The organism is Pseudomonas serbica, from assembly GCF_028823535.1.
GTDB lineage: Bacteria > Pseudomonadota > Gammaproteobacteria > Pseudomonadales > Pseudomonadaceae > Aquipseudomonas > Aquipseudomonas serbica.
The window spans coordinates 1-19,752 of sequence record NZ_JAQIYM010000007.1; the positions used below are offsets into that span (position 1 = coordinate 1).

A 19,752-nucleotide genomic window follows, 5' to 3' on the forward strand; every position below is an offset into this window, starting at 1 on the left:
GATCTGGGTCGGTTTCAGGGCTGCCACTTGAGCGGTGGTCAGTGCTGCGACCTGGCCAGTGGTCAAGGCTACCAACTGGGCGGAGGTCAGGGCGCTGATATCGGCGGTCTCGATGGCCGCCACCTGGGTGGTCGTCAGCGCAGCGACTTGCGTGGTTTTCAGCCCGGCCACCTGGGCGGTGGTCAGGGCAACAACCTGGGCGGTAGTCAGCGCGGCGGTCTGGGCTGTGGTGAGGCTGGCGACCGAGGCGGCCGGCATTGCAGCGATATCCGCCGTTTCGATGGCCGCCACTTGCGTAGTGGTCAGCGCGGCAATCTGTGCGGTTTTCAGTGCGGTGACCTGCGCGGTGGTCAGGGCTACAACTTGCGCAGTTGTCAGCGCCGGTACTTGCGCGGTCGAAAGCACGCCAATGTTCGGCAGGGTAATGACCGCGATCTGCGCAGCGGTCATCTGGGCGATCTGAGCGGTGGTCAAGGCGGCAATATCCTGGGTCGCAAGCCCAGCAATGGTGGTTGTACTCAAGGCAGCGACTTGCGCTGGGGTCAACGAAGAAATAAAGCTCATGAACGCATCCTGTTTAGGGGTCATTTACTGCGCTGCCAGCGTTGTCGCCGTAGCCTTGGGCGAAAATTTGGTAGCCCACGTGTCCTTAGCGACACATCCGGTTAAAACATTAAGAATCTTTTTTGATGGCGTTTTGCCTTTTTTAACTTTTTGGTTATAAAAAGACTCCGCTTTATAGGCTCAGATAGTAAAGCAGCGATATCATATGGCTACCACTGAATTATTGACGTCATTTTTTCTGAGCCCTGTGAAGCTCACATTGTTGTGGTGCCATGACCTTGACCCTTGCCCAGCACTTCCCCTAGTGTGCGCGGGACATTTTGTCCGTCGGCAGGCATCGGCCAGCGGAGCACGCCCCCATTCCCCTTTTGCCACCCGGCAAGGGCCTCGATCGAGTAACTGATTGTGAAAACCTTCCTCCATGTAGGTTGTGGTCCAAAGAGCAAGAACAGCACGACCAAGGGCTTCGCTTCTGAGCAGTGGCAAGAGCTGCGCTTTGACATCGATGAGAGTGTCAACCCGGACATCGTCGGCACCATGACCGACATGTCCCAGGTCAAGGACGCTTCGGTGGATGCGCTGTTCTCCAGCCACAACATCGAGCACCTCTATCCCCACGAGGTGCCGGTAGCGCTGGCGGAGTTCAAGCGAGTGCTCAAGCCTGGCGGCTTCGTGATCATCACCTGCCCGGACCTGCAATCGGTGTGCGCCCTGGTGGCCGAAGACAAGCTGACGGACGAGGCCTACCTGTCACCCGCCGGACCAATCGCACCCATCGACATCCTCTACGGTCATCGCCCGGCCATGGCCAACGGCAACCTGTTCATGGCGCACCGTTGCGGTTTCACCAAGAAGGTACTGACGGGTTCTCTTCAAGCGGCGGGTTTCGACATGGTGCTGCCGATACAGCGTGCCCATCCGTTTTATGACCTGTGGGCAGTGGCGGCACTTGCGCCGATCACCGAGCAGGACGTGGTGGCGATCGGGAACGAGCATTTCCCAGGCTAAACCGCGCTGAACCGGGCTGCGCGCCATGCGCGCGCCCGCCAGCTGCATTTGCCAACGGAATCATTGGGTTACTGAATGGTCATAGACAGGGTTTCAACGCCGTGCGGGATTTCCACCGGCCGAAACCCTCTCACACCCGAACCTTCAGGATGCTCAAATGAAACGCGCAGTAATGATGACCCTGGCCCTTTCCAGCCTGCTCTTGCTGGGAGGCTGCGGACCTCACTGGGAAGACGGAGAAAGGTACGGTCGATATCACGATCATGATCATCGCCGTGGCTATGACCGCGATGATGATCGAGGGTATGACCATCGATATGATCGTCGTGACGATGATCGCGACAACCGTCGTTATCGCGATCGCGACGACCGCGACGACTGACACATTCAGGATCTTTGCAAAAGAGGGGTAGGGTGATCAGCTTCCCGGCTTACTACCTCTCTGATTGGCACCATCGTCCTGCGACTCCGCGTCTTTTGTTATCGAATGCGTATCGGCGCCGGAGTTCGAACCTGACGCTTCCTCGCCCTTTTTATCAGCCTTTTCCTCGTTGGATTCAGCGCCCTGGTTGAGCCCGGGAACGGCGGAAGGTGGGATGGTGGCATCCTCGGTGGTTTTCTCGGTGGCCAGCACATAAAGCGGCGAGGCCGAGAGCAAGCCCGTGAGCATGAGAGCGGCGAGGGTAGTGTTCATCGTTTGAGTCTTCCGTGCGAAGGGATGTATTGCATTGGAAGAGTGGCGCAATGGAAGGTGCGCCGTGGCGGACGAACGGCAAGGCGACGACAGCGCATTAATTTCCTTTGATCAAGGAGGGAACATGCACCTGTGGGCTAAGAATATGCTTCTGTGGCACGCGGGGAATGCTGCGCCCCGCGTTGTCATTTTCGATGAAAATTCTGCCTCATTTGTACTTGATCACGATCCCTTTGAGTTTGCGCCCCTCGATGGTCTGCACGTCGCGCGCCCACAGCGGCCCGTTGACGTAGGCACCCACCGCCTGGATATGGTCGTACACCACCACCACGGCATCGCCGCCGAGCTTGGCGGATTCTTCCCGCAGTTTTTGTTCGACCTCGGTAATCGGCGGGGCCGGGTCGACACTGGCGTCGATCACTATTTCACCCAGACGAACGTGCGGGCGAAGGGGCTCGGTGCGCAGCACCACGACTTCGCTGGGCAATGTCGGGGCAGGGTGTTCCACGCCGACGTAGGCGGTGGTCTGGGCATCGACTGTCGCGCAACCGCTGAGTGCCAGCAGGGCGGCGGTGAGTCCTCCGGCCAGCAGCGACAGTTTGAAACGGGTGGACCATGACGCGTCATGGGCTTGCATGGTGGGTTTCCTCCGAAGGGCCGCTGCTACACGTTTGGCAAGTTGACGGTAGCAGACGGCCCGGGAGTTGCCAGGCAGCCAGGATTTCGCCGTGAGTCATTGATCCTTTTCGCAGTTGATCATCCACGACACGCCAAAGCGGTCGACCAGCATGCCAAAGCGCGCTGCCCAGAACGTGGCCTCGAGTGGCATTTGTACCTTGCCGCCTTCGGACAACGCCGAAAACACCTGTTCAGCTTCCTTGATGCTGTCGACATTCAACGAAATCGAACAGCCGCTCATTTCTTCGGTGGGGCGATCAGGGGTGGTGTCCGAACCCATGATCGCCTGTTCGCCCACAGCCAGCCGTGTGTGAATGATCAGGTTATGCAAGTCCTTGGGCACGTGTTCGGCGGCAGGCGTTTCGCCGAAGGTCAGCATGGCTTCGATCTGGCCTTTGAGGCTTTCGGCATAAAAGGTGAACGCGGCTTTGCAGTCGCCATTGAAGATCAGGTAGGGATTGATTTTCATGATTGTGCTCCCGGTCATTGGAGGTACACATCGAATTGGACGCCTCGAACCAGCGCGAATTCCGATGACATTGACTGGGCAAGCAAAGCGCTAAAACGCGGCGGGAGCCTGGGTATTTTTAGATATTTTCTCGATAGTCCGCGCCAGGCTTATAGCCTCGCTCGGGCGCTTCGGTGCCAGCAAGCGCTCGATGGCACCGCCGACCATGTTCTCCAGCAACTCATTGTGCTCGCTTTCATCCAGCGCATGGGAGGACAGCCAGGTGGGAGCGCTGTTGAGCAGGGCGGCGATGGCATGACCAGCTGCCAGAAGCCCCGATTCGCTGAACCGCGAACGGGCGCCGAGTATCACCATCAATTGGCGCTCGTACTGCTCGCGCAATTGTCGAACCCGTGCCTGTTGCTCGTCGTTCAGGCAGTCGCTGTCGCGTTCCACCAGGCGATAATGCCAGGGCATGTCGCGATGCAGGTTCAGGTGCGCGCGGATCAGGCTGTTGAGCCGGTCGCGTTTTCCTGGCGCCTGTTGCTTGATGCGCCCCAGCGTAGCCAGCAGCTCTTCGTAGAACTCTTCGATCAAGTCCAGCAGCAGGTGCTGTTTGCTCGGGTAATGGTGATACAGCGAGCCTGGGGAAAGCCCCAGGCACGTCGCGAGCTCACGCATGCCGACTTGACCGAAACCCTTGCTGGCAAACAGCTCCAGCACCTTGTCCCGGTACTCGGCGAAACGCGAGCAACGCTCAGGCATAGGCATGGAAGCCGCGCCCCGTCTTGCGTCCCAGGTAACCGGCGGCGACCATTTCCTTGAGCAATGGCGCCGGGCGGTATTTGCTGTCGTTGAAGCCTTCGTGGAAGGCTTGCATGATCGCCAGCAGCGTATCCAGGCCGATCAGGTCCGCCAGGGCCAACGGGCCGATAGGCTGGTTGCAGCCCAGGCGCATGCCGGCGTCGATGTCCTCGGCACTGGCCAGGCCTTCCTGGAACACCAGGATCGCTTCGTTGATCATCGGCACCAGGATCCGATTGACCACAAACCCCGGGCGGTTGCCGGCGGTGATCGCGGTCTTGCCCAGGCGGGTCGCCATGTCCAGCGCCAGTGCATGCGTCGCGTCGCTGGTTTGCAGGCCGCGAATGACTTCGATCAGGCCCATCACCGGCACCGGGTTGAAGAAGTGCAGGCCGATGAAGCGTTCAGGCTGGCTGACGCTGGCCGCGAGCTGGGTGATCGACAGCGACGAAGTGTTGGAGGCGATCACGCACTCGGCACCCACCTGCGCGGCAACCTGTTGCAGCAAGCGCAGTTTCAGCTCGAGGTTCTCGGTGGCGGCTTCGATCACCATTTGCGCGTCGCGCAGGTTGCTGTAGTCGGTGCTGGTGCGGATCTTGTCCAGAGCGGCGTTTTTCTGCTCGGCGCTCAAGGTTTCCTTGGCGACCTGGCGGTCAAGGTTCTTGCCGACGGTGGCCAGGGCTTTTTGCAAGGCGCCCTCGCTGATGTCCACCAGGGTCACGTTGAAACCGGCCAGGGCGCAAACCTGCGCGATGCCGTTGCCCATGGTGCCGGCGCCGATCACGCCAATGTTTTGCAGATTCATGTTGCCGTCCTTTCGATAAACCCTGCGATACCTTGGCCGCCTTGATGGCCGAAAGCGTACTATTGCCGCGAGTCTAGAGCCGGCAGGGTGGTTGTCCTATGCCGAAACTGTTCAACGGCACTGATGTTTTTTGCCATTTCGGGTAATGGGGAGCGAAGCGTTCGCATGCGGGAAAAGGACTCGGTGGCCGCCTACTTCGTGCAGGCAATGATCCACGGGCTGGAGGACGATCCACAGCGTGTTCGAGCGGTGCTCGAGCAGGCCGGCATCGACCCGGCGGTGATTGCGCAACCCTCGGCGCGGGTGCCCGCCAGCGCGTTTGCAGCGCTGTGGCTGATCCAGATCCGCGAGCTCAACGACGAATTCTTCGGCCTCGACTCCCACGGCATGCCGCCGGGCAGCTTCGCCCTGATTTGCCGGGCCTTGATCCAGGAGCCCGATCTGCACAAGGCCATGCGCCAGTGCCTGGCCAACTTCAGCCTGTTCCTGCGCGATTTTCACGGCACCCTGACCGTGCGCGGCAAACGGGCGATCATCAGCCTGCAAAGCCAGGGCGCTAACGAAGACGTCAGCCGTTTCGGCGAAGAGACCTTCCTGGTGTTGATGATCAGCCTGCTGTGCTGGCTGGGCGGGCGGCGCATCCCGATCGACCGCGCGGACTTCCGCCATGAACGCCTGTCACTCAGCGACGACCGTCTGCTCTGGGGGCCGAACCTGACCTTTGGCGCCGAGCGCACCGAAATCGAGTTCGCCAGTCATTACCTGCGACTGCCGGTGGTCCAGGACCTGGCATCGCTCAAAGTGTTCCTGCGCACCGCGCCACAATGGTTGGTGATCCGCTTCCGCAACCAGCACGGCCTGGCATCCCAGGTCCATCAGCGCTTGCGCAACAGCCATTACAGCGAGTGGCCGACCCTGCAGGCCTTTGCCCTCGAACAACACCTGAGCCCCAGCACCTTTCGCCGAAAACTGGAGCGTGAAGGCTGTTCCTATCAGGAAATCAAGGACGAAGTGCGACGCGGGGTAGCGTTCGAACAGTTGCGCGAGAGCCAGGCCAGCATCGGCGATATCGCCGAACAACTGGGTTTCCAGGAACCGAGTGCGTTTCACCGGGCCTTCAAGAAGTGGACGGGGGAGAGTCCGGGGCGGTATCGGGCGCGGTTTCAGGAGTAGATGTGGGATTTTGACTAAGAGTTTGTGTGAATTTTCGCTGTTGTTTGCATGCAAAAAAGCCAGGTTGAATATTGAAATTTCTTGCGACTACAGTGTCCTCGTAACCGATGGCATGACCCGTCGAGGTGAGGTATTTGTTTGTTCCGAATTGGAGCTTTCAATGGATTGGAAACTGGCATGGATGATTTGGTCAAGGAGGTAATTCCGCTTCTCCAGTATTTGATTCCAGGATTTTTAGCCGCCTGGATTTTTTATTCCCTGACAGCTTTCAAGCGACCAGACACCTTTGGACAAATAGTCCAGGCCCTGATTTTTATCTTCGTGATTCAGTCGCTGGTGGTCGGATTGGGAGCGCTGATGATGGTTACAGGGGAGCGGTTTTTTTCGGTCGGCTCGTGGGACAAGTCGTCAGAGACCTTGTGGTCAGCGGTGATTGCGGTTTTGTTGGGTTTTGTTTCCTGCCATGTTGCCCGTAGCGACAAGCTTCACTCGCTACTCAGGCAGCTGAAAATCACCACGCAAACTTCGTATCCTGGCGAGTGGTACAGTGCTTTTTCGTCGAGGCCCAGATTTGTCGTGCTGCATTTGCTCGATGACAAGCGACTCTATGGCTGGCCCGTTGAATGGCCTTCCGCGCCCACGAGAGGGCAGTTTGTAATCGAAAACCCGAGTTGGCTCGATAGCGAAGGCGAGGAGTCCCAAATCGGGGCTGAAATTATCGTTATCGATGCTTCAAACGTTCAATGGGTCGAGTTTACGCAAAAGGAGTGATGACCATGACAAGTAAAGTGCCTCAAGAAATGCCTCCATGTTACAAACCGGGAACTCCTGGTGCCATTGGGCGCCCTCGGCCACCCGCTGGGCCTCCACCGGCAAAAAAGGAGTCTGAATGGCTGCGTCGGCGCGACAGGTAGCCATGCCCGCGGTCCTTCTTCGCTTCACTTCGCTGCTCGACCAGTCCCGGCGTGCCTTGCTCCTGGTCTGGGGCACCTCGCGCGCATTGTTCCTGGGCCTGGTGTTGGCCACGCTGGTCGCCGGTGTGCTACCGGCTTTGGCGGCATGGCTGGGGCAGCGCATTGTCGACGCCGTGGTCTTTGCCATGCAGTTGCATGCGCAGCAGGGCAGTGCGCCTTTGTGGCCGGTGGTGCGTTATGTACTGCTGGAGGCGGGTGTGCTGGCCTTGCTGTCTGGCGCCCAGCGTGCGCTGTCGGTGCAGCAGTCGCTGTTGCGGGTGCAACTGGGGCAGAAGGTCAACACCATGATTCTGGAAAAGGCCCAGACGTTGTCGCTGGTGCAGTTCGAGAATTCGGAGTTCTACGACAAGCTGGTGCGGGTTCGGCGCGAAGCCTCGACCCGGCCGTTGGCGCTGGTAATGAAGTCGCTGGGGCTGATCCAGAACCTGATCGTGCTGATCAGCTTCGGCGTGTTGCTGGTGCATTTTTCGCCCTGGGCGCTGGTGTTGCTGGTGGTCGGCGCGTTACCCGTGTTTTTTGCCGAGGCGCACTTTTCCGGGGATGCCTTTCGCCTGTTTACCCGGCGTGCGCCGGAGAGCCGGCAGCAGAATTACATCGAGACGTTGCTTTCCCATGAGGGCTACATCAAGGAGGTCAAGCTGTTCGGTTTCGCGCCGCTGCTGTTGCAGCGTTACCGCGACACCTTTGCCAGGCTTTATGCCGAGGACCGGCGGCTGACCTTGCGTCGCGATGGCTGGGGCTTTGTCCTCGGCCTGCTGGGCACCGCGGCGTTCTACCTGGCCTATGCCTGGGTGGTGGTCGATGCCGTCCACGGCAACATCAGCCTCGGCCAGATGACCATGTACCTGGTGTTGTTCAAGCAGGGCCAGGCGGCGGTGAGCAGCAGCCTGAGCGCCATCAGCGGCCTGTATGAGGATGGCCTCTACCTGTCGAGCCTCTATGAATACCTGGCCGAACCCGTGGTCGCCGACACTGGCCATCTGACGGTGGGTGCGGTGCCTGGCGATGGCTTGCGCTTCGAGAACGTCGGCTTCCGTTATCCGGGAGCCAGTCGCGACGCGCTGGTGGGCATCGACCTGCACCTGGTGCCGGGACGCAGTTTAGCGCTGGTGGGGGAGAACGGTTCGGGCAAGACCACGCTGATCAAACTGTTGACCCGGCTCTACCGTCCCGATCAAGGACGCATCCTGCTCGACGGCAGCGATCTGCAGGCCTGGGAGGAAGATGCGCTGCGTCGGCGCATAGGGGTGATTTTCCAGGACTACATTCGCTACCAGTTTTCCGTTGGCGAGAACATCGGTGTGGGCGACACGCTGGCGTTCAGCGATGAGCAGCGTTGGCAGCACGCCGCCACCGAAGGCATGGCCGCGCCGTTCATCGAGCGACTCGATCGCGGCTACGCCACGCAACTGGGGCGCTGGTTTGCCGGCGGGCTGGAGCTGTCCGGCGGGCAGTGGCAAAAAATCGCCCTGTCGCGAGCCTATATGCGCCGCGATGCCGATATCCTGATCCTCGACGAGCCGACCTCGGCGCTCGACCCGGCGGCGGAAGCGGCAGTGTTCGAGCATTTCAGCCAGCACACCCAGAACCGCATGACCCTATTGATCTCCCACCGTTTTTCCAGCGTGCGCAACGCCGATCACATCATCGTGCTGGATCAGGGCGCCATCCTTGAACGTGGCGATCACGACACCCTGGTCACGGCGGGCGGGCGTTATGCGCAGCTGTTCGACCTGCAGGCACGGGGCTATCGATAATCCTCAGGAATCCTGGGCATCCGCTGACACCATAGGCCTGGCGATTTGCGGCTTGGCCTGCATCAGGCCTTGCAGCGCCTGGCGATACTGGCTGCCGCCCCGGCTCATGCTGTTGTTGTGGGTGCCGCCGGGCACCAGTAACAGGCGCTTGGGTTCACTGGCGGCATTGAACAACTGCTGACTGAACCTCGATGGCATGAACTGATCGGCCAGGCCATGGACCACCAGCAACGGCATGTCGATGGCGACGATCTTGTCGATGGAGTCGAACTTCTGCGACAGCAGCCAGCGCACCGGCAGCCAGTTCACCGGGAGGTTGTTGTCGGCTACTTGCGCCACGGCATCGCCCAGGGAAGTGAAGGTCGACTCGATCACCAGCCCGCGCACCGGAACCGGGTGTTTTGTCTTTTTCGCCCGGGCGGCCAGGTCCGCCGCCAGGTCGATGGCCACCGCGCCACCCAGGGAGTGGCCGTAGATCAGGCGCTTGCTGGCGTCCGGCTGAATCACCGTGAAACGCTCCCAAGCCGCTCGGGCGTCTTCATAAACGCTGGCTTCCGACGGCAGATCACCTTTGCTCTGGCCAAAACCCCGGTAGTCGATCGCCAGCACCGAATAGCCCATGGCGCGCAACTGCTCGATGCGAAAAGCCTGGCCGGTCAGGTTCCAGCGCACGCCGTGCAGGTAGAGGATCGATGGCGCATCGCGACTCGCGGCTGGCCACCACCAGGCATGCAGGTTTTGCCCGGCCTTGAAGTCCGCGGGCTTGATGTCGAATTCCTGTACATCCCGGGGCAAGCCGCGATACCAGCCGGCGGTACCCGGTTCGATGCGAAACAGCAGTTCGCGCTCTTTGTACTGGAGTGCGCCGCAACCCACGGGCACGCCGACGACCAGCGCGGCCATGCACAGCAGCGGCAGCCAGCGCAGGCGCAGATGAGTGAGCAGGGCAGAGGGCATCGGCTGGTTCACCGGCATGGACATGAAGCTCGCGTTTTAACAGATGCGCGCGTGGAGTGGGGGAAAATGCGACGGTCGTTAGGACGCCTCCTTGTGGGAGCGGGCTTGCTCCCACAGGGTCTTGCGTTGCTTTCAGTCAACGCGCAGCACGATCTTGCCGATATGATCGCCAGCTTCCATCCGCGCATGGGCCTGCGCCGCCTCGGTGAGCGCATATACCTTGTCGATCATCGGCAGGCAACGCCCGGCCGCGAGCACGGGCCATACGTATTCGCGCAGTTGTTCGGCGATCGAGGCTTTTTCTTCCCGGGTGCGCGGACGCAGCAGCGAACCGGTGACCGTCGCGCGTTTGCCCATGATCGCCAGCAGGTCGACGTCCTTGCCGACGGCGCCGCCGAGAAAACCCAGCATGACCAGTCGGCCTTCCATGCCCAATGCCGCGATATTCTGGTTCAGGTATGAACCGCCCATGATGTCGAGGATGACATTGACGCCCTTGCCGGCGGTTTTTTCCTGGATGACCTGGACAAAGTCCTGATCGCGATAGTTGATCGCTTCGGCCCCCAGTTGGCGGATCACCGCGCACTTTTCTTCGCTGCCCGCCGTGGCGAATGCCTTGACGCCGAATTCGCGGCACAACATCAAGGCGGTGGTGCCGATGCCACTGGTGCCGCCGTGAATCAGCGCGCGCTGGCCTTTGCTGGCGCCGCCCATGTCGAACAGGTTGGCCCACACCGTGAAGAAAGTTTCCGGGATCGCCGCCGCTTGCACCCAGTCCATGCCTTCGGGAATCGGCAGCGCCTGGCTGGCCGGGACCGCGCAATACTGCGCATAACCGCCGCCATTGGTCAGCGCGCAGACCTTGTCGCCGACGATGAAAGCGCTGACACCTGCACCCACGGCGACCACTTCACCGGCCACTTCCAGCCCGGGGTTCGGGTTCATGCCGGGCTTCATCGGGTACTTGCCGGCGCGTTGAATCACATCGGGACGATTGACCCCGGCGGCGTGCACGCGGATCAGCACTTCATCGTCGCCCGCCTTGGGCAAGGGCACCTGGCGCGGTTGCAGGACTTCAGGGCCACCGGGTCGGGTGATTTCAATCAGGGTCATGTCTTTGGGCAAATTCATTTCATATACCTGTGTGGAGAATCAAAAGATCTTCATGGGCAATTGGCCTGAACACGCTGCACAGGTCGATTCAATAATCGCGTGGCCAACTCCAGCAACAACGCCACGACAATCGCTCCCGCCGCAATCACGAACATCAACCCATGATGGCCGCCGCTGGCATTGAACAGGGCGGAATAAGCGAACCCGGAAATGGCCTGGAAGGTGGCAAACGATACGGTGGCGCGGCTCCAGACCACCTGTTGCTGATGATGCTCGGGAACCAGTTCGTGAACCCGCGCCAGTGCCAGCGGCACGATGCCCGGGGGGAACGAACCGAGGATCAGCGCGAGCAGGGCCAATACCGTGAAGGAACTGGAGATCGACAGCAGCGCCACAGCGATCGCCTGTATGACCAGCACCAGGCGAATACTCGGCTTCGCCCCCAGTTGATCCGCGAGAAAACCATAGCTCACCGGCCCGACAATCGCGCCCAGGCCGTACATCACCCAGATCAGCGCGCCGACATGTGGCCCGGCCCCGAGGCCGCGAGCCACGTAATCGACCAGGAATACCATGGCCGGCACCAGCCCCGCCGCCATAAGTGCGTATTGGGCAAACAGCAAGTAAACGCCCGGGTGGGTGCGGGTCGACGCGGCATCGGCCGTCGCTGTCGTCGTGGCCTGTGGTGCCGCTGACGGCCAGCCAAACCAGCTGATGGCGGTCAGTAGCAGTGCCAGCAAGCCGAGGCCCAACCAGGTTTGTTGCAGGCCCAGGCTCAACAACGGCGGGACGATCGTTCCCGATCCGGCAATGCCCAGCCCGATGCCGAGAAAGATCGCGCCACTGGCCAGGCCTTTGCGCGAGGCCGGCACGTGCGGCAACACCGTCGCGGCCACCAGCACCATGATCGCGCCGCCGGCGACGCCCGAGAGCAAACGCCAGCCGAAAAACCAGCTCACCGACAATGGGAATGCACAGGCAAAAAACGACAGTGTGACCGCCAGCATCATCAGGCGCAGCGCGGTTCTGTTGGACGAGCGCCGCGCCAACGGGTGGCCGATCAGCGCACCGATCAGGTAGCCCACCAGGTTGGCGGCGCCGAGGTACACCACGTCGCTGGCGGAAAACCAATGGGCCTGGATCAGCGCGGGAATCAACGGTGTATAGGCGAAACGCGCCAGGCCGATACTGACCAGGCTGGCACTGAGACCGGCGAATATGGGCAGCCAGATGGCGCTACGTGGTGTGCCGGGGGAATCCGCTGCACTGGGCATGGGTGATGTCCTGTAGGTTTGCACTGATGTCCAGCATAACCAGCTTTGTTGAAGCGTAAGTGCAGCGATTTCACGCTACAGTGATGCATAAATGCATCGTGAAGGAGGAGCCTATGAATTGGGATGACGCACGGGTATTCCTGGCGGTCTGCCGCGAATCGACCTTGCGTGGCGCTGCGCGGGTGCTGGGGGTCGACCAGGCCACGGTCGGCCGGCGAATCGCGGCGCTGGAAAAGTCTTTGAGCGCAACGCTGTTCCTGCGCACATCCGAGGGTTATGCATTGACCGCGGTGGGCGAAGCAGCGATGCGTGCCATCGAGAAAATGGAGCATTCGGCGCTGGAACTGCAGCGCCGCATCCAGGGCCTCGATGATCGGCTGACGGGCACCGTGCGGGTTACCACCACCGACTCGCTGGCCATCGACTTCCTGATCCCGGCCGTCGCGCGGTTGCATCAACGTCACCCCGACGTGCGGGTGCAACTGGACGCCTCGACGCAAATCCTCAGCCTGGCCAAGCGCGAAGCCGACATCGCCGTGCGTAATACCCGGCCGGAAAACCCGGACCTGATCGCCCGGCGCATCGCCCGGTGGCCAGTGGGCCTGTTCGCCTCGCAAGCCTACGTCGATGCCCACGGCGTTCCCGAGCCGGGATCGGCGTTCGAGGGGCACGATCTGGTGGTGTATCAGCCGTATTTGCAGGCTTGCAAGGACATGACCCTGGTCAGTGAACCCATGGGGCGCGGGCGGATTGTCGCGAGCCTGAGTTCCAGCCTGCTGGTGCGGCGTTCCATTGCCGCGGGAATCGGGATCGGGGAAATCCCGGTGTACGTGGGGGAGAGGGATGGGCTGGTCCGACTGTGGCCGGAGCGTACCCGGCCGTTGCCGTATGACGTGTGGTTGGTGACCCACGCGGACCTTCGACATACGGCGAGGGTCCGTGTGGTGATTGACGAGATTGTCGAAGGGTTTTGTGGGAGCGAGCCTGCTCGCGATGAACGTCAACGATAACGCGTGCGCCCTGGAAAACCGCGTTGTCCTTGCGTTCTTCGCGAGCAGGCTCGCTCCCACAGGGTTATGGCAATTCTGGCAACTCGTTCGCACGGAGATCGAACACCAGCACCTCGGCATCCACGCCGTTGCTCAAGGTCAGCAACTGCTCCTCGCGAACTCGCACACCGTCGCCTTCCTGCAGTGGCACGCCGTTCAGTTCGACGCGACCGCGAGCCACATGCACATACGCATATCGATCGGTGGCCAGTTCCAGCGTGGCACTTTCCTTGCCATCGATCAGGCCGGCGAATACCCGCGCGTCCTGGCGCACCTTCAGCGAACCCTGGGCGCCGTCGGGGGAGATGATCAATTGCAGGCGACCGCGTTTCTTTTGCGTACTGAAATGTTCTTGCTGATAACGGGGCTTGGCGCCACTGACATCCGGGACGATCCAGATTTGCAGGAAGTGCACGGGCCGTGAGTCCGAATGGTTGAACTCGCTGTGCGCCACACCGCTGCCGGCGCTCATCAACTGCACATCGCCAGGGCGGATCACCGAGCCGGTGCCCAGGGTGTCCTTGTGTTCCAGCGCGCCTTCAAGTACGTAGGAGAAAATCTCCATGTCGCGGTGCGGGTGCTGGCCGAAGCCTTTACCGGCGGCCACGCGGTCATCGTTGATCACCAGCAGATCGGAAAAACCCTGTTCTTTGGGGTTGCGATAGCTGGCGAAGGAAAAGGTATGGAACGACTTCAGCCAGCCGTGATTGGCCAGGCCACGATCCGATGCTTTGCGAAGAGTCAGCATGATGAAATCTCCTGTGGGGACGGTGATTCGTCCGAGTGAGGAGAAGGTTAATGTTTACCAGTGGATGCAATAAGTAGATGAAAATTGAAATACTGTCTCTTTGAAGTTGACAGTGATGTGCGTGTAGGCGCGGTATCCTGTGGGTGCGGGCTTGCTCGCGAAGGTGGTATGTCAATCACCAACATTGTTGAATGTAATATTGCATTCGCGAGCAAGCCCGCTCCCGCAGTGGGACCGTGTATGTATCCCTTTTTTTGATCCAGTGATCTTGAACCCATGAAAACCGTGGCAATGGTGCTGTTCCCCGACTTTCTCCTGCTCGACATGGCCGGGCCGATGGAGGTGTTTTCCATCGCCAATCGTTACCTCAAGCCCGACGACCACTATGTGCTGACGACCCTTGGCACCGAACCCGGCGCATTGCGCGCGTCCAATGGCGTGAGGGTGCAGGCGGACATGCCGGTCGAGCAGGCTTGTGACGGCTATGATTTGCTGCTGGTACCCGGTGGCCCCGGTGCCTACAACGAAAAACATCCGCGCTTGCTTCAATGGCTCAAGCACAACGTGAGTCGATCCAGGACCTTTGGTTCGATCTGCACCGGGGCGTTTGTGCTGGGGCACGCCGGTTTGCTCGACGGCTATCGCGTGACCACCCACTGGCATTACACCGAACGGATGATCAAGGCATTCCCCGGGGTGACGGTCGAGACCGATCAGATTTACGTCCAGGACCGCAACCTCATCACGTCCGGGGGCGTCACCGCCGGCATTGACCTGGCACTGGCCGTGGTCGCCGAAGACCATGGCAAGAAAGTCGCCCAGGACGTGGCCAAGGTGTTGTTGGTGGTCATGAAACGCCAGGGCGGCCAGGCGCAGTTCAGCCCGCTGATGGCGGCAGTGGCCCCCCATGAGACGCCGATCACCCGGGTGCAGAACCATGTGCTCGAGCACCTGGACGAAGCCTTCAGCATCGAACGCATGGCCGGTCTGGCCAACATGAGTGCGCGCCATTTCGCCAGGGTCTTCGCCCGGGAAGTGAATATGACGCCCATGGAATTTCTGCAAAGCGCACGTATCGACTGCGCCAGGAACCTGTTGGAGACCGCTGACCTGCCGCTCAAGACCGTCGCCTTCAAAAGTGGTTTCGGCAGCGTGCGGCACATGCGATTCCTGTTCAGTGAAAAGCTCGGCCTGACCCCGACCCAGTACCGCGAGCAGTTCAGCTAGCGCCTTTGTCCGTTGTGCGCACCCTGATGGCCGTGACGCTCCCCCCGTGGCGGTTGAACCGTCATCGGGGCCTGCCAAGATACCGCTGAACTCATTGCAAGGAAGGTACGGAGCCTGGATGGACTCGTGTGCCGAGCAGGTTTCCAGCGGGTGAAGACGCATGAATAGCCTCAGAAATATAACCAGCGACCCCGTGCTGCACTTCGGCCCCTACGCGTTGCACCTCAATCAACGCCTGGTCCTTGAGGGTGATCAACCTCTACGCCTGGGCGGGCGCGCGCTGGATATCCTGCAGGTGCTGGTCGAGCACGCGGGCTCGGTGGTCAGCAAAGAAGCGCTGATAGCCCAGGTCTGGCCGAGAACGGTGGTCGAGGAAATCAACCTGCGCGTGCACATTGCGGCCCTGCGTCGGGCCTTTCGTGACGGACAGGACGGGCACCGCTACATCGTCAATATTCCCGAGCGTGGCTACAGTTTTGTCGCGTCGGTGCGCCAGGCGATGGAGGTCGCGCCTTTGGCCATCGACCCCTTTGCGACACCCCCACACAACCTGCCGGCACGACTCACGCCCGTTACCGGTCGCGATGCTGTGGTTGGCAGCCTGGTGCGGCAGTTGCCGCAGCGCCGTTGCATCACCCTGGTCGGCCCCTGTGGCATTGGCAAGACCACCGTTGCGCTGCGTGCCGCCGAATTGCTGTTGCAGCATTATCGCGATGGCGTGTGGCGGGTGGATCTGGCGATGATCGATGACCCGGCGCAGGTGGTCGATCACCTGATTCACACGTTGGAACTGGATGTTGGAACGAACCTGGACGCGCTGGGACAGTGGCATGGGTTGCTGGTCCTCGACAACTGCGAGCACCTGCTTGAAAGCTGCCGGGCACTGGTCGAGCAGCTGTTGATTTCGGCACCCCGCCTGTCGATCCTCGTCACCAGCCGTGAGCCGCTGCTGGCTGCCGGCGAAGAACTCTTGCCATTGCCGCCGCTGCTGGTGCCACCGATGTCGGCGTTGCGCAGTCTCGATGAGGTCATGGGTTATTCGGCCGTGCAGTTGTTCGTCAGCCGTGCCCGAGCCCGCCAGCAGGGATTTGCCCTGCGCGAGCAGGACCTCAAGGCCGTGCGCGAAATCTGTCGGCGACTCGATGGTTTGCCCTTGGCCATTGAACTGGCAGCGGCGCAGATCGATGCGCTGGCGCTGGTGGGGCTGCAAGCGCAACTGGATAACTGTTTTCAGATGCTGACCCAGGGCCGGCGCACGGCAGTCCCGCGGCACCAGACCCTGAAGGCGGCCCTGGACTGGAGCTATGAGCGCCTGCCCCCAATGGAGCAAATCGCATTGCAGCGCCTGGCGGTGTTCAAAACGGCGTTCTCCCTGGATGCGGCAATGGACGTGATCAGTTGTGCGACGCTGCCGCCCTCCAGTCTGGGCAACGTGATGGAAAGCCTGGCGCTCAAATCGCTGCTGTCGCTGGAGCAAGTCCACGGCGTGACACGCTACCGTTTTCTCAATACCACCCGTTGCTATGCCCTGGATAAGCTCGAACAGAGCGGGGCCTTGCGCACCTTCGAAATGCGCTACGCCGGCTATGTGAGTCATCTGCGCCGGCCATCAAGCCGGTACATGGCCCTGGAGTTCGCCGAGTAAGCGTTGCGCTGCGATCAGGTCCGGAGTGGCATGGCCTTCGGTAAACCGCTGGTAGATCAGCGACAGCAGCTCCCGGGCTTGCCGGTCGCGGCCCTGGCGCTGCCAAAGCCGCGCCAGCGAGGTGGCACTGCGCAGCTCCCACGCCAGGGCACCCTGGGTTTTTGCCACGTTGAGCGCCTTGTTCAGCAAGGTCTCGGCGGCAGCGTCTTGCACCGGGCAATCGGCGGTCAGCAGCGCCTCGGCCCTGGCCCGCAGAATCTGCGCGGTGCTCCAGCCCGCTGCACCGGTCTCGGCGCGTTGCAGCAAATCGTCATCGATAAGGCTGCTGTCGAGGGTTACCATGATTTCCTTGATCAAACCCACAGCCGGCCCAGGTAACGCATTGCCTTGGGCACCGTCGATGACCAAGGCATAGTGTCGAGCCCAGGTGTAGAACAGCAGCACCGAGTGTTTCTGCGCCTGTTCCAGCAGCAGGTGCAAGCATTCGCGAGCGGTTCGGCTGTCGCCGTTGTAATGGGCGATGGGGCAGCCGGCCAGTGCCAGGGTGTAGCAAATGGACGTGCCGTGGTTGATCTGCAGCGCAATGTCCAGCGCCTGCCGCGCTGTGTGCCAGGCTTGCTCCGGTTGGCCCTGTATCCAGCGAATGCGGGCGAGGATGGTCAGGGCGGCGACGCTCTGGTCGTATTGCACGCCAAATCCATGGGTGAAGCGGTTGAGATGACCGCTGTGGGCCATGCGCTGGATCACCTCTTCGGCGTTCATCCGTGCCCGCTGCTGGTCACCGGCAAAGTGCAGGGCCAGCACCCGCAGGCGATGGGTGCTCAGGGACAGCATCGGGTCACCGTGCAAGCCCAGGCGGTCGAATTGCTCGCTCTGTTCCAGGGCCGCTTGATAGTGGCCGCAACTGAGGTTGACCGCCAGGTGCCCGGAGACGGCGCGCAGTTGTCCGGCCACGTCGTTGCAGCGCCTGGCCAAGGCCCGGGCGCTGACGAAGGCTTCTACGGTTTCGCCAGTGCCGCCCTGGGCGTGGTAACAGGTGCTGCCCAGCGCCAGTTTCAGCTGCATTTCCAGCCGCGGGCAGACCTCGGGCGCGGCGTCGAGCAGCGCCAGGGCCTTGCGCACATAACCACCGTACTCGTTGAGCAGTGACAGTTCCTGCCACAGCGGCGTGGACGTCGCGGTCAGGCGGATTGCCAGTGCATGTGGCCCCGGTGCAGACAGCCCCCAGTCGAGCGCCGCGCGGATGTCTTCCAGACTGCGGGCATAACGCTCGATCCACAGCCCGGTGGGGATATGCTCCCAGTCGTCCTGCGCCTGCTGCATCAGGGTCAGGCATCGCTCGGCATGACGTTTGCGGGTCTCGGGCAGTTCAGCGCTCTGCTCGAGTTTTTCCAGGGCATAGCTGCGGGTGGTGTCGAGCAGGCGGTAGAACACCTCTTCATCACCGACGTCCACGCTCAGCAGCGACTTGGCCACCAGTTGCGTGATCGAGCCAAACACCTCGCGCGGTTCGATGTGTTCGCCCACGATCACCGCCGCTGCCGACTCCAGGGTAAAGCCACCGCGGAAGATGCCCAGTCGACGCAGGCAAGTTTGTTCGCAGGCATTGAGCAGGTTGAAGCTCCAGTCCAGCGTCGTGCGCAGGGTCTGGTGCCGGCCCAGGTTGGTCTGGCTGCTGTGGGTAAGCAGGCGAAAACTTTCTTGCAACTGCGCCAGCAGGCCGCTGAGGCCAAGGTTGGCGACTTGCGCGGCGGCCAGTTCGAGGGCCAGTGGAATGCCGTCCAGGCGGCGACAGATATCGATGGCCAGTGGCAGTTCGGCATCGGTCAGTTCAAAGCTGTCGTGGTTGGCCATGGCCCGCTCGACGAACAGCTGCAATGCGGAAAAACCAAGGGCCTGCGCGCGGTCCGGCACGGCAACGGGCGGGGGGCAGTCCAGCGGTTCCAGGCGCTGGACGAATTCGCCCTCGGCACGCAGGCTCTCGCGGCTGGTGGCCAGGATATGCACCTGCGGCGCGCCACGCAGCAGGCGTTCACAGAGCAGTGCGACGCTGTCGATCAGGTGTTCGCAGTTGTCGATGACCAGCAACATATGCCGTTCGCGCAGGAACGTGGCGAGGCTGTTCATCGGTTCGCTGTCGTGCAGGGACAATCCCAGTAATGTCGCCAGATGAGCGCTGATCATCGAAGGTTCGTTGATCGGTGTCAGGTCCAGCAGGCGGATGCCGTCGCGGTAGCGGCCGATCAGTTGCTCGGCAACGCGCAGGGCGACGCTGGTCTTGCCGATGCCGCCAGGGCCGACGAGGGTGATGAAGCGCTGGCGCGGCAGTTGCGCCACCAGACGGTCGACCAGCACCTGGCGGCCGATCAGGCGGGCGCGGCGCAAGGGCAGGTTATGGCCGCTGGACTCAACGACGTCATGTTGCGGACGGTGTTCGATGTGCTCCAGCGCGCACGGCGCGACAAAGCTGTAGCCGCGCTGGGCCACGGTGACGATGTAGCGCTGACCGGCCTGGCCGTCGCCGAGGGCTTTGCGCAGGGCTGCCATGTGCACCCGCAGGTTGATCTCTTCCACCACGCTATCGGGCCAGACTTGAGTCATCAGCTGTTGCTTGCTGACGACCTTCCCGGCGTGTTCGAGCAGGATCAACAGGATGTCCATGGCGCGTCGGCCAAGGCGCAGGGGGCGGTCGGATTCCATCGCCAGACGTCGTCCAGGGTAGATCCTGTAGGGGCCGAAATGCACAGCCTGTTCGGGGGCAAGGGTCAACGGGGTGCTCCTGGGTGAATGCGTCTGGAACGCACTTCTGGAGCATATTCCTCAGATTCTTGCCG

The 19,752-nt window shown here is 61.4% G+C and carries 19 protein-coding genes; 8 read left to right on the forward strand and 11 right to left on the reverse strand.

The features are described 5' to 3' along the window. On the reverse strand, positions 1–564 hold a 564-nt coding region (locus tag NQL71_RS12485), incomplete at its 3' end, for a hypothetical protein (RefSeq protein WP_274642715.1). A gap of 405 nt (positions 565–969) precedes the next feature. Between NQL71_RS12485 and NQL71_RS12490 the strand changes: the two genes are divergently transcribed. Further along, positions 970–1,572 (forward strand): class I SAM-dependent methyltransferase, encoded by a 603-nt coding sequence (locus NQL71_RS12490; protein ID WP_077182936.1) that lies wholly within the window; start codon positions 970–972, stop codon positions 1,570–1,572. Between the two features lie 157 nt (positions 1,573–1,729). Beyond that, positions 1,730–1,954, forward strand: coding sequence for a hypothetical protein (locus NQL71_RS12495; protein WP_077182937.1), 225 nt, complete (start codon positions 1,730–1,732; stop codon positions 1,952–1,954). 36 nt (positions 1,955–1,990) lie between these two features. Here the strand turns inward: NQL71_RS12495 and NQL71_RS12500 are convergent, their stop codons facing one another. The 5 genes from NQL71_RS12500 to NQL71_RS12520 all read right to left on the reverse strand — a co-directional run bounded on the left by NQL71_RS12500 (position 1,991) and on the right by NQL71_RS12520 (position 5,001). Next, positions 1,991–2,266 carry a hypothetical protein gene (locus NQL71_RS12500; RefSeq protein WP_046815488.1) on the reverse strand — a complete coding sequence of 92 codons (276 nt, stop codon included), beginning with the start codon at positions 2,264–2,266 and terminating at the stop codon, positions 1,991–1,993. Between the two features lie 208 nt (positions 2,267–2,474). Beyond that, complete coding sequence (locus NQL71_RS12505; protein WP_046815487.1) at positions 2,475–2,903, reverse strand: YajG family lipoprotein; 429 nt, start codon at positions 2,901–2,903, stop codon at positions 2,475–2,477. A gap of 96 nt (positions 2,904–2,999) precedes the next feature. Next, positions 3,000–3,413, reverse strand: coding sequence for a VOC family protein (locus tag NQL71_RS12510; protein ID WP_077182938.1), 414 nt, complete (start codon positions 3,411–3,413; stop codon positions 3,000–3,002). A 90-nt stretch (positions 3,414–3,503) separates the two neighbouring features. After that, a complete protein-coding gene (locus NQL71_RS12515; RefSeq protein WP_077182939.1) occupies positions 3,504–4,163 on the reverse strand; it encodes a TetR/AcrR family transcriptional regulator in 660 nt (219 codons plus the stop codon). After that, positions 4,150–5,001 (reverse strand): 3-hydroxybutyryl-CoA dehydrogenase, encoded by an 852-nt coding sequence (locus NQL71_RS12520; RefSeq protein ID WP_046815484.1) that lies wholly within the window; start codon positions 4,999–5,001, stop codon positions 4,150–4,152. The genes NQL71_RS12515 and NQL71_RS12520 overlap by 14 nt, the downstream gene beginning before the upstream one ends. Positions 5,002–5,166: 165 nt before the next feature. On the opposite strand from NQL71_RS12520, the gene NQL71_RS12525 reads away from it, so the two are divergent. The 3 genes from NQL71_RS12525 to NQL71_RS12535 all read left to right on the forward strand — a co-directional run bounded on the left by NQL71_RS12525 (position 5,167) and on the right by NQL71_RS12535 (position 8,905). Further along, positions 5,167–6,174: an AraC family transcriptional regulator gene (locus NQL71_RS12525; RefSeq protein ID WP_046815483.1), complete on the forward strand. Its 1,008-nt coding sequence runs from the start codon at positions 5,167–5,169 to the stop codon at positions 6,172–6,174. Between the two features lie 177 nt (positions 6,175–6,351). Next, positions 6,352–6,945 carry a DUF6338 family protein gene (locus NQL71_RS12530; protein WP_077182940.1) on the forward strand — a complete coding sequence of 198 codons (594 nt, stop codon included), beginning with the start codon at positions 6,352–6,354 and terminating at the stop codon, positions 6,943–6,945. A 145-nt stretch (positions 6,946–7,090) separates the two neighbouring features. After that, positions 7,091–8,905, forward strand: coding sequence for an ABC transporter ATP-binding protein (locus tag NQL71_RS12535; RefSeq protein ID WP_274642835.1), 1,815 nt, complete (start codon positions 7,091–7,093; stop codon positions 8,903–8,905). Between the two features lie 3 nt (positions 8,906–8,908). On the opposite strand, the gene NQL71_RS12540 is transcribed toward NQL71_RS12535, so the two are convergent. The 3 genes from NQL71_RS12540 to NQL71_RS12550 form a co-directional block, all read right to left on the reverse strand. Continuing rightward, a complete protein-coding gene (locus NQL71_RS12540) occupies positions 8,909–9,862 on the reverse strand; it encodes an alpha/beta hydrolase (protein WP_274642836.1) in 954 nt (317 codons plus the stop codon). Between the two features lie 132 nt (positions 9,863–9,994). Then, positions 9,995–10,993 carry an NAD(P)H-quinone oxidoreductase gene (locus NQL71_RS12545; RefSeq protein WP_077182943.1) on the reverse strand — a complete coding sequence of 333 codons (999 nt, stop codon included), beginning with the start codon at positions 10,991–10,993 and terminating at the stop codon, positions 9,995–9,997. 32 nt (positions 10,994–11,025) lie between these two features. Further along, positions 11,026–12,249, reverse strand: coding sequence for a YbfB/YjiJ family MFS transporter (locus NQL71_RS12550; RefSeq protein WP_077182944.1), 1,224 nt, complete (start codon positions 12,247–12,249; stop codon positions 11,026–11,028). A 113-nt stretch (positions 12,250–12,362) separates the two neighbouring features. Between NQL71_RS12550 and NQL71_RS12555 the strand changes: the two genes are divergently transcribed. Beyond that, positions 12,363–13,259: a LysR family transcriptional regulator gene (locus tag NQL71_RS12555; RefSeq protein ID WP_077182945.1), complete on the forward strand. Its 897-nt coding sequence runs from the start codon at positions 12,363–12,365 to the stop codon at positions 13,257–13,259. Between the two features lie 64 nt (positions 13,260–13,323). On the opposite strand, the gene NQL71_RS12560 is transcribed toward NQL71_RS12555, so the two are convergent. After that, positions 13,324–14,046 (reverse strand): pirin family protein, encoded by a 723-nt coding sequence (locus NQL71_RS12560; RefSeq protein ID WP_046815473.1) that lies wholly within the window; start codon positions 14,044–14,046, stop codon positions 13,324–13,326. Between the two features lie 276 nt (positions 14,047–14,322). Between NQL71_RS12560 and NQL71_RS12565 the strand changes: the two genes are divergently transcribed. Both NQL71_RS12565 and NQL71_RS12570 read left to right on the forward strand, forming a co-directional pair. After that, positions 14,323–15,273, forward strand: coding sequence for a GlxA family transcriptional regulator (locus tag NQL71_RS12565; RefSeq protein WP_077182947.1), 951 nt, complete (start codon positions 14,323–14,325; stop codon positions 15,271–15,273). Between the two features lie 160 nt (positions 15,274–15,433). Further along, positions 15,434–16,918, forward strand: a complete 1,485-nt coding sequence (locus tag NQL71_RS12570; RefSeq protein WP_274642716.1) for an ATP-binding protein — start codon at positions 15,434–15,436, stop codon at positions 16,916–16,918. On the opposite strand, the gene NQL71_RS12575 is transcribed toward NQL71_RS12570, so the two are convergent. Beyond that, positions 16,883–19,687 carry an ATP-binding protein gene (locus NQL71_RS12575; RefSeq protein WP_274642717.1) on the reverse strand — a complete coding sequence of 935 codons (2,805 nt, stop codon included), beginning with the start codon at positions 19,685–19,687 and terminating at the stop codon, positions 16,883–16,885. The two genes, NQL71_RS12570 and NQL71_RS12575, sit on opposite strands and share 36 nt — an antisense overlap. Positions 19,688–19,752: the final 65 nt, after the last annotated feature.